Here is a 9080-nt window from a genome sequence, read left to right as displayed (position 1 = left end):
CTGACGATCGCTGCCCGAGACGCGTTCCCCACCACGAGACCATGATCCAAGATCACGGGCTCGACGTCCCACCCGCTTACCGTGCACGAGCTCGTTAGGGAAGTCTCGTTCGCGATGGAGGCGGGCCACGGACATGGATTCATCGGTGTGACCCGCCGTACCGTCTGCTGGTCGCGGCCGTTTCAGGCCTGGTATCCGGGCTGGAGCCTCAGTTGTCGGCCAGGTTGCGGTCCAGGAGCGAGAGCAGGCGATCCCAGTGACGCTTGCTCCCGAAGGCGCTGAAAGCGTCGGTGTCGGACATGGTGAAGCCGTGGACGGTGCCGGGGTAGATCTCGGAGGTGTAGTCGACACCTGCCGTATCCAGGGCCTGGTTGAGCTCGCCGAGGGCCTCAGGTGTCATGTCGCCTTCGGCGTGGCCGAGGTGGACCTGGGCGGTGAGCTCGGAGAAGAGGTTGGCTCCATCGACACCTACGGGGCTGTGGAACGCGGCGACGGCCGCCACCTGGTCGGGGTGGGCCGCGGCGGTGCGCATCGCGTAGAGGCCGCCCATGCAGTAGCCGGTCACCGCGACCGGTCCGGCGCCGACCTCGGGCTGGGTGGTGAGGAACCTGAGGTAGGCGTCGGCGTCGCTCAGGACACGTTCGGCAGTGTGCGCCTCGATCAGGGGCATCAGCTGGGCGAAGACCGCGGGCCGGACCTCTTCACCGATGTACTCGGGAAGCTCGACCAGCGGTGCCGGGCCGTGCCGGTAGTAGGAATTGGGGACGAGCACGTAGTAGCCGTGCCCGGCCAGTTCGCGGGCCATCTCCCGCAGCGCGGGCCGGATACCGATGCCGTCCGCGTACATCAGCACCCCTGGGTGCCGCTCGCTGTGGTCGGGGAAGGCGGCGAAGGCGTCGGCCTGGCCGTCCGTGGTGGGAATGCGCAGCGTCGTGGTAGGCATGAATGCTCCTGTCGTGGTTGATGTGCAGAGCCTGTGATCAACACGACGGAGGCGGAGCCCGCGCAACGGCCCAAGTGCCTCGGTCGAACAGCGGGCCCACACCAGCCCGTACGGCGCTCAGAAGAGCCCCGGGTCACCGATCCGTGTGTGGCGCAAGGCCGTCCCGGTATTCATGGCCGTACAGCGTAGCCCACCGGATATGAGCCGACGCCTGCATTCCAGCCCGAGCGGATGCCTCGATGGATGAGAACCGGTGCGCGCCGCATGCGACACAGAGAATCCGACCGCCGGCAGCGAGGGACGGGGCGCCGCAAGCCGTGATCGGTGATCGTCCGGTTCAGGACGCGGCGTTCGGCCAGTTCCTGGGCGGCGTTCGTGATCGCTGAGCTGGCCCGGTTGAACGCGCAGTCGAAGCGGGATTTCACCCTCTCGTAGCGGGCCTGGATCGGGATGGGCCGTTCTTCCAGACGGATGCGGATGGCGATCGTGTGGACCACGAACGTGCGGAGGGGTGTCAGTGCATCGATCCGCCCGAGTTCGCAAAGACGATCAGGAAGATAGCGAGGGCGATGAACACGGCAATGAAGAGCAGAGCGCAGCCCGTGCTCGCGGCGAGCTTCGCTGGAGCCGGGACCTTGGCGGTGGCGCGTTCGGGGCGCTCCGGCAGGTAGTGCACTGTCACGATGTCACCCTCGACCCTGGTTGACGGACCGTCCGTCTCGTCGAACCGGATGACGCGCCCGTCCCGTGTCGTGAACTCGTAGACGTGGTGCAGCGTTGTGCTCACCATGTCGTCTCCGCTGCGGCTGGTTGTCGTGTACGACCTGATACACCGTGCCTCGGCCGTAAGCCCACTGGACCAGGCACTGCTGATATCACGAGAACGGCGAAGCACGACGACGGCACCGTACACGGCGAGGGCGATCAGAAGGAGGGGGACGACGCTGAACAGAACTGCCATGGGATCCCCCAGGTCGTGCGCTTGCCCTGAATGATCGGTGTACCGGGGAAGGTACCCGGAGGGTCCTCGGATCCATTAGCAAGCAGGTCAGAAGTCCGGCATGTTCACGCTGACGGCCTGTCGTCGCGATGCTGGAGCCGAGCGTTGCCGTGCCGATGTGCCACGCGATCCGCCGGCCGGTGATTTCTAGGACTAGGACCCGGCCGCACGCCCAGCCGGACAACGCGCAGCCCGGCGCTCACACTGCCCGGACACCGCGCATTCCTGCCCACCCGAAGCGGTACTGCACGCCCGCCAGCCGCTGTACGACCACCGCCCAGCCTGGCGGGGCATCACTCACCCCCGTACCGGACGACCTGCCAGCCGACGCCCCCACGCTCGGTCCTGGCCGACAGCGGCGGCATGTACCGGACGCACCGCTTCGCCACCGCAGCTGGCGTGCGGGGAGCTTGCTCGGTTCGCGGAGGCTCACTGTCCGGTGCGGCCGGACCGGAGTACGGTCGCGCGGAACGACGCGACCACGGGGCGCAGATCGACTCGGTGCCATGTCGCCCACAGTTGGACGCACTTGCGGTGCCAGGGGAGTTCACGTACAGCGACGGATTCCGACATGCCGCGGACCATGCTCCGCTGCACGAGCGCGAGTCCGAGCCCGGAGGCGACCAGACCCAGCGCGGTCAGTGGCTCCGCGGCTTCCATGCGGATGTCCGGGGTGAACCCGGACGCGGCGCACGAAGCGACGAAGGTGTCACGCCAGCCCGGGTCCTGGAGGTTCTCGACGGCGATCCACGGCTGGCCGTCGAGGTCCTGCGGCGTCAGCTCCGTCCGGTCGGCCAGAGGATGGCGGGCCGGCAGGACGAGCAGCAGGGGGTCTTCCAGCAAGGGCGCGGCCAGCAGGTCGGGATCGTCTCCCGGCGGGGGTTCCTGGACGAGGGCGATGTCGAGGCTGCGTTGGCGCAGGCCCTCGAACTGCTCGGCGGGAGGCAGGCTGTACAGGGCGACGTGGATTCCGGGGCGTTCGTCGTGCAGCGCGCGCAGCGCGCCGGGCAGGATGCCGGTGTGCATGGCGTCGGCGATGTAGCCGATGCAGAGACCGCCCTCCTCACCTCGGCCGAGTCGGCGCCCCAGGTTCTCCAGGCGGTCCGCGTGCCGCAGCAGCGCCTGGGCCTCGGCCAGGAAGACCCGCCCGTCCGACGTCAGCCGGATCCGCTGCTGGCCGCGCTCGAACAGGGTGAGTCCGAGGTTCTTCTCCAGTTGGGCGATCTGCCGGCTGAGCGGTGACTGGGAGATGTGCAGCCGCTCGGCGGCGCGGCCGACGTGTTCGGTCTCGGCGACCGCCACGAAGTAGTGCAACTGGCGAAGATCGAGCATGTAAGACCTCTGAGGACTCAAGTGTGTCCAAGCAAGTCTTGGACAGTCTCAAGTAGGGATCCTAGCCTCGAACACGTTGGGACGACGGACCGCCCCGGTGGGCCTTTCCGTCGCATTACGTACAGCAGCAAGGATCTTCTACATGTCCATCACCTCCCTCCTGCCCGGCGCATTGGGCTTCGGCACCGCACCGCTGGGCAACATGTTCCGGGCCATCCCCGACGAGGAGGCCGCCGCCACCGTCGAGGCCGCCTGGGAGCACGGCATCCGCTACTTCGACACCGCCCCCTTCTACGGTGCGGGTCTGGCCGAGATCAGGCTGGGCGAGGTCCTGGCCGCTCACCCGCGGGACGCGTTCGTCCTGAGCACGAAGGTCGGCCGCGTCATCCTCGACGAGGTGGAGGATCCGTCCGCCCGTGACCTGGGCGAGAAGGGCGGACTGTTCGCACACGGCCGCCCGAACAAGATCGTCGACGACTACACGGCGGAGGCCACGCTGCGCTCCGTCGAGGACAGCCTGAAGCGGCTGAGGACGGACCGGCTGGACATCGTGTGGGTGCACGACGTCGCCCAGGACTTCCACGGCGACGAGTGGCTGGCCGTCTACGAAACGGCCCGCACCGGTGCCTTCCGTGTCCTCCAGAGGCTGCGCGACGAGGGCGTCATCAAGGGCTGGGGCCTGGGAGTCAACCGTGTCGAACCCCTCGAACTGACCCTCGACCTCGACGAGCCGAAGCCGGACGCGTTCCTGCTCGCCGGCCGCTACACCCTCCTCGACCACGAGCGCGCCCTGCAACGGCTGCTGCCGGCAGCAGCCGCACAGAACGTCGACATCGTGGTCGGCGGGCCGTACAGCTCCGGCGTCCTCGCGGGCGGGCAGCACTTCGAGTACCAGCAGGCACCACCTTCCGTCATCGCGAAGGTGGAGCGGATCAAGGCTCTCACCGCGGAGCACGGCGTCAGCATCAAGGCAGCCGCGCTGCAATTCTCCCTGGCCCACCCGGCCACCGCGGCGGTCATCCCCGGAGCGACGCGGCCGAGCCGCATCGCCGAGGACGTCGCCGCGCTCGGGGAGACGGTTCCGGAGGCCTTCTGGACGGCCCTGCGCGAGGAAGGGCTGATCGCCGAGGACGCCCCCGTACCCACCGTCTGACCCCCTCCGGCCTCCAAGGAGACGACCATGGCCCACACCACCGCATCCCTCGACATCCCCGTCGGCCCCGACCGGGTCTGGCAACTTGTCGGCGGCTTCGGCTCGCTGCCGGACTGGCTGCCGTACATTCCGCAGAGCAGGCTCGGTGAGGGCGGCCGCGTCCGCACCCTCACCAATGAGGAAGGCGGCGTCATCGTCGAACGTCTCGAAGCGTTCGACCACGAGGCGCGCACCTACAGCTACTCCATCCTCCAGGCGCCCTTCCCCGTCACCGACTACCGCTCCACGCTGACCGTGCACGAGGTGCCCGGCTCCGGGGCGTCCCGAGTGGAGTGGTCCGGCACCTTCACCCCCGCGGGGGTCGGCGACGACGAGGCGACCGCCCTCTTCCACGGCATCTACACCGAGGGGCTGGCCACACTGAAGCAGGCGCTCGGCGTCTGAGGGACATGTGCGGGCAGTGCCCCGGGCCGTGCCGCCGGGCAGGCGTCAGCCGCCCGGCGACACGGCCCGGCCCGCCGGACCCGGCGATCGGTGTGCAGGGGTGGACGCCACCGGCTTCCCCGACGACCTGGCGCGGAGGCCGGCAAGCCGCTCGGAACGCCGCCCACGCCCCGCCCCACCGCCGCTCCGCGTGACGCTGGTCGGCCACAGTTACGGCGGGATGGTGATCTCCGCCCGTCGCCGACCGTGCCCGCGGCCGGGTCTCACGACGTATGTACCTCGACGTCTACGTGCCGCGCGACGGCGAGTCCTGCTGGTCGTCGACCACCGAGCGCTACCGGCAAGCGTTCATCAATGGTGCTGCGTGCACCGGCTCCGCCGTGCTTCCGCCTGCCGGTGGTGATCCCCGCCGCCGCCCCCATCCGCTCGCCTCGTTCCTGCGCAGACGATCCGGCTCACCGGTGCCGCCGACCAGGTGCCGCGCCGCGAGTGCATCTACTGCTCCGGATGAAGGCCGACAGCAGCGCGGGCCCGTGCGCGGCCTCGGATCGGGCACCGCCGGTGAGTGTGACGGCGAACGGGGGGTCCGCGGCGGTCGACGGTCAGGGGCCCGGAAGGGCGCCCCGCGCGTTCCGCATCGCGGCGGCCAGAACCCCACGCCGCTGCCTGCGGCGCCGCTACCCGGGCCCCGCCGCATCATGCGCCATCCGCCCGATTCCCTTCTTTCGGGTGCACATGCCCGGCTTCATCCGCCGGCCCCCTGACGGAGAGCGATAGTGGTGGGGCCGCCGGAGCTTCCCCCGGACACGGTGGCATCCCCCCGATCAGCGCTGTAGCAGAGGTGACAAGCATGCCCACCACCGAGGCCAACGACCGCGTCCAGCTCGTCTTCTCCCTGTTCGACGCCGACGGCAACGGCGTTCTGGAGTCCGACGACTTCGAGCTGATGGGCAAGCGGGTCATCACGGCGGTGCCCGAGGCCGGCGACGGGGCGAAGGACGAGATGCTGGACGCCTTCCGCCGCTACTGGGAGACGCTCGTCCGTGAACTGGATGCCAACGGCGACGGGCGGATCAGCCCCGAGGAGTTCACCGCCGTGGTGCTCGCCCCCGAACGGTTCGACGCCACGGTCGACGGCTTCGCGGACGCCCTGGCCGCCATGGGCGACCCGGACGGCGACGGCCTGGTCGAGCGCGCTCACTTCACCGCCCTGATGACGGCCATCGGATTCCAGCGCCCCAACATCGACGCCCTGTTCGACGCCTTCGAACCGGTCGCCGGTGACCGCATCCCCACGGTCACCTGGGCGGACGGCATCCGGGACTACTACCGCCCGGAGAAAGCCGGCATCCCCGGCGACCACCTCACCGCGGGCACGGCCCGGTGACCCGCCCCCACGTTCCCGCGCCAGAAGGCGAATCACGTGTCGCCAGGCCCGTCATCGGCCTGGCGGTGGGCCGGGGGACCGGGCCCGAGCTCGCGGACGTCTTCGAGCGGGTGCTCGGCGCGCTGACCGCCGGTCATCCGCACGGCGTGGCGATCGAACGCTCCCCCCGCCTCTACCACTCCTACGTCTCGCTCCGTGCCGAACGGGACGTGGCCAGGATCCGTGCGCTGACCGCCGACGACGCGGACCATTATGAGCGGTTCTGCCGCACCCGGGCCGAGCAGGGCACCGAGGCGATCTTCCGCACCGCCATCAACGCTCAGTCCCTCTACCTCGTCCGGCAGCGGCTGCGCGCCGTGAAGGTCGATCTCCTCACCGACGCCGGGCGCTCCCTGCTCCTGGTGCGGGACCAGGCCCAGGGGTTCTACACCGGGGACAACCGGCACACGCCCGGCGAGGTCATCCGCACCATGACCTTCAGCCGGGAGATCACCGAGGCCGTCGTCACCTACGCCCTGCGGCGCGCCCGGCACGCGTGGCCGGACGGCCACCTCGACCGTATCGTCATGGCCTACAAGTTCCACCTGCTGGACGGCGCCCTCGACGCCTGGGTGGCCGACCTCGCCGACCGGCTCGGCATACGCATCGACCTGTTCCAGCCGGACACGGTCAACCGCAACCTGATCACCCACGGCCTTCCCGACCGCACGCTGATCGTCGCCGGGAACGAGTGGGCCGACATCATGCACGTCATGCTGCTCGACCGGTTCGGCTCCGGCCGGCAGGAGAACCACTGCACCGAGAACGTCTGCCTCGCACCCGGCCCGGCCGGTCTGGTCGAGTACCAGACGGTGCACGGGTCCGCCGACGACCTGGCGGGGCGTGAACTGGTCAACCCGGTGGCGACCATCCGCGCGGCGGCGCTCGTCGCGGAGCGCCACGCCGGCTCCCCGGGAGCGGTACGGGCCACCGAGCGGTCGCTGCGAACGCTGGACGAGCGGGGCGTGCACACCCCGGACCTCGGCGGGCGGCACTCCACCACCGCCGTGGTCGACGCACTGCTCGACTGCCTCGACGTGCCAGGATCCGACGGGACGCCACAGGACACCGCCCTGGTCGGCGGGTCATGACCGGCGGGGAACCGGACGGGACGGCCCTGGTCGTGGTGGACCTACAGAACGACTTCTGCACCGGCCCGACGGCCCTGACCCGTTTCGGCAAGGACCCGGCCGTGCTGGACGCGGCCGTCGCGGGTAGTGTCCGGGCGGTGGGCCTGGCCCGCGAGCGCGGTGTGGAAGTGGTCTTCGTACGGTTCGTCGGCGATCCCGAGTACCAGGGGGCCGCCTGGCGGTTGCGGGACCGTGCCCTCGACAAGCGGCCCAAGTGCCTGGAGGGTTCCTGGGGCGCGGAGTTCCACGCCGTCGCCCCGGCCCCGGGCGAGCGGATCTTCACCAAACGCGCCTGCTTCGACGCTTTCCTGGGCGACGGCTTCGAGGAGCACCTCACCGCGCGGGGGGTGGGCCACTTGGTGCTCGCCGGGCTCTACGCGGACGTGTGCGTGGACTCCACCGCCCGTACCGCGTTCCAGAAGGGCTTCCACGTGACCGTCCTGTCCGACTGCACCGCCGCGCTGCACCTGCCGTACGACGCCGTACTGCGGTTCATGCGTGTCGTGTACGGCGCCCGGACCACCAGCGCGGACGACCCGCGGGCATGGACGGCATCCGTGTCCCGACCCCAGGAGGAGGGGTTGTGCGTCCTGCCGCCGGGCTGAACGCCGGTGTGGCGGAGGGTGTGGGCCGTACCGCCCTGCTGGTGGCCGCGGCCCGCGCCATCGAGACCCATCGCACCGACGCCCTGGCCCGGGACCCGTTCGCGGAGCACTTCGTGCGCGCGGCACCGGTCTCGGCCGGCTGGCCGGTCCGCCCGGAGCAGGTGCCCGCCGGTGAGGCCGACCCGTTGTGGGGCCGCCTCGGCCGGTATTTCGGATTGCGCACCCGGGTCCTGGACGAGCATCTGCTCGACTCCGTGGAGCGGGATGCCCGGCAGGTGGTGCTGCTGGGGGCGGGCCTGGACTGCCGGGCGTTCCGGCTCGGTTGGCCGCCGGGCTGCGCGGTGCATGAGGTGGACACGGCCGGCGTCCTGGCGTTCAAGCAGGCGGTGCTCGACGGGACCCGGGCCACCCCCACAGCCGGGCGCCGCACCATCGCGGCCGACCTCCGGCTCGACTGGAGCGAGGTACTGCTGAACGCGGGCTTCGACCCCGCCGCGCCCACGGCGTGGCTCGCCGAGGGCCTGCTGCTCTACCTCCCGGCGGCGGCCGAACGCCGCCTCATGGCCACGATCGGCCGACTGAGCGCGGCCGGCAGCACCCTTGCCTACGAGATCAAGGAGATCGCCGAGTCACCACGGGTACGGGCCAGTCCGGTCTATGCGGCGGCGCGACAGCGGCTCGGCATCGACCTGCTCGCCCTGTTCGACAGCGAGGCACGCCCCGACTCGGCGGGTGAACTCACCAAGAGGGGCTGGACGGTGGCCGTCCACACTCCGTACGACTTCACCGCCCGGTACGGCCGCGGTCCCCGCCCGGAACCGGACGACGCCCTGGCGGCCAACCGCTGGATCTTCGCCACGGCCCCGGCCTAGGAAGCGGTGGCCGACCGTCGCGACCGCGGTGGGGCCTCCGCGCACCCGGCGGGACCCGGCCGCCGCGGCTCGGCCTGCCCTGTCCTGACGGCGTCGTCAAGGCGAACGCCGATGACCACTGGCGCCGGGGCCCGGGAGTACATCGCCCAGCAGGCCGGCGGCCCGCCGAACTGAT

Annotated in this window: 10 protein-coding genes; 6 read left to right on the top strand and 4 right to left on the bottom strand. The window is 70.6% G+C overall.

All coding sequences use genetic code 11. From position 1 onward, the window contains the following. Positions 1-208: 208 nt before the first annotated feature. The 4 genes from AB0F03_RS20600 to AB0F03_RS20585 all read right to left on the bottom strand — a co-directional run bounded on the left by AB0F03_RS20600 (position 209) and on the right by AB0F03_RS20585 (position 3275). Positions 209-943: a dienelactone hydrolase family protein gene (locus tag AB0F03_RS20600; RefSeq protein ID WP_361993777.1), complete on the bottom strand. Its 735-nt coding sequence runs from the start codon at positions 941-943 to the stop codon at positions 209-211. Positions 944-1113: 170 nt separating this feature from the next. Further along, positions 1114-1440 carry a hypothetical protein gene (locus AB0F03_RS20595; protein WP_361993774.1) on the bottom strand — a complete coding sequence of 109 codons (327 nt, stop codon included), beginning with the start codon at positions 1438-1440 and terminating at the stop codon, positions 1114-1116. Between the two features lie 17 nt (positions 1441-1457). After that, positions 1458-1904 carry a DUF3592 domain-containing protein gene (locus tag AB0F03_RS20590; RefSeq protein ID WP_361993771.1) on the bottom strand — a complete coding sequence of 149 codons (447 nt, stop codon included), beginning with the start codon at positions 1902-1904 and terminating at the stop codon, positions 1458-1460. Between the two features lie 468 nt (positions 1905-2372). Continuing rightward, positions 2373-3275 (bottom strand): LysR substrate-binding domain-containing protein, encoded by a 903-nt coding sequence (locus AB0F03_RS20585; RefSeq protein WP_361993768.1) that lies wholly within the window; start codon positions 3273-3275, stop codon positions 2373-2375. Positions 3276-3417: 142 nt separating this feature from the next. Here AB0F03_RS20585 and AB0F03_RS20580 point away from each other — a divergent pair, with 142 nt between their 5' ends. The 6 genes from AB0F03_RS20580 (at position 3418) to AB0F03_RS20555 (ending at position 8905) form a co-directional block, all read left to right on the top strand. Continuing rightward, entirely contained in the window at positions 3418-4428 is a 1011-nt protein-coding gene (locus tag AB0F03_RS20580) for an aldo/keto reductase (RefSeq protein ID WP_361993765.1), read from the top strand. A 27-nt stretch (positions 4429-4455) separates the two neighbouring features. Continuing rightward, positions 4456-4872, top strand: coding sequence for an SRPBCC family protein (locus AB0F03_RS20575; RefSeq protein WP_361993762.1), 417 nt, complete (start codon positions 4456-4458; stop codon positions 4870-4872). Positions 4873-5722: 850 nt separating this feature from the next. Further along, positions 5723-6259: an EF-hand domain-containing protein gene (locus tag AB0F03_RS20570; RefSeq protein WP_361993759.1), complete on the top strand. Its 537-nt coding sequence runs from the start codon at positions 5723-5725 to the stop codon at positions 6257-6259. Next, positions 6256-7389, top strand: a complete 1134-nt coding sequence (locus AB0F03_RS20565; RefSeq protein WP_361993757.1) for an isocitrate/isopropylmalate family dehydrogenase — start codon at positions 6256-6258, stop codon at positions 7387-7389. Before AB0F03_RS20570 ends, AB0F03_RS20565 begins: the two co-directional genes overlap by 4 nt. Beyond that, positions 7386-8033, top strand: coding sequence for an isochorismatase family cysteine hydrolase (locus AB0F03_RS20560; RefSeq protein ID WP_361993754.1), 648 nt, complete (start codon positions 7386-7388; stop codon positions 8031-8033). The genes AB0F03_RS20565 and AB0F03_RS20560 overlap by 4 nt, the downstream gene beginning before the upstream one ends. Then, positions 8012-8905 carry an SAM-dependent methyltransferase gene (locus AB0F03_RS20555; RefSeq protein ID WP_361993752.1) on the top strand — a complete coding sequence of 298 codons (894 nt, stop codon included), beginning with the start codon at positions 8012-8014 and terminating at the stop codon, positions 8903-8905. Before AB0F03_RS20560 ends, AB0F03_RS20555 begins: the two co-directional genes overlap by 22 nt. The last annotated feature ends 175 nt before the right edge of the window (positions 8906-9080 follow it).

The sequence above is a fragment of the Streptomyces sp. NPDC028722 genome, assembly GCF_040637655.1.
In the GTDB taxonomy this organism is placed as follows: domain Bacteria; phylum Actinomycetota; class Actinomycetes; order Streptomycetales; family Streptomycetaceae; genus Streptomyces.
The sequence above is the reverse complement of the archived record's forward strand: the minus strand, read 5'-3'. Positions and strand labels throughout refer to the sequence as shown.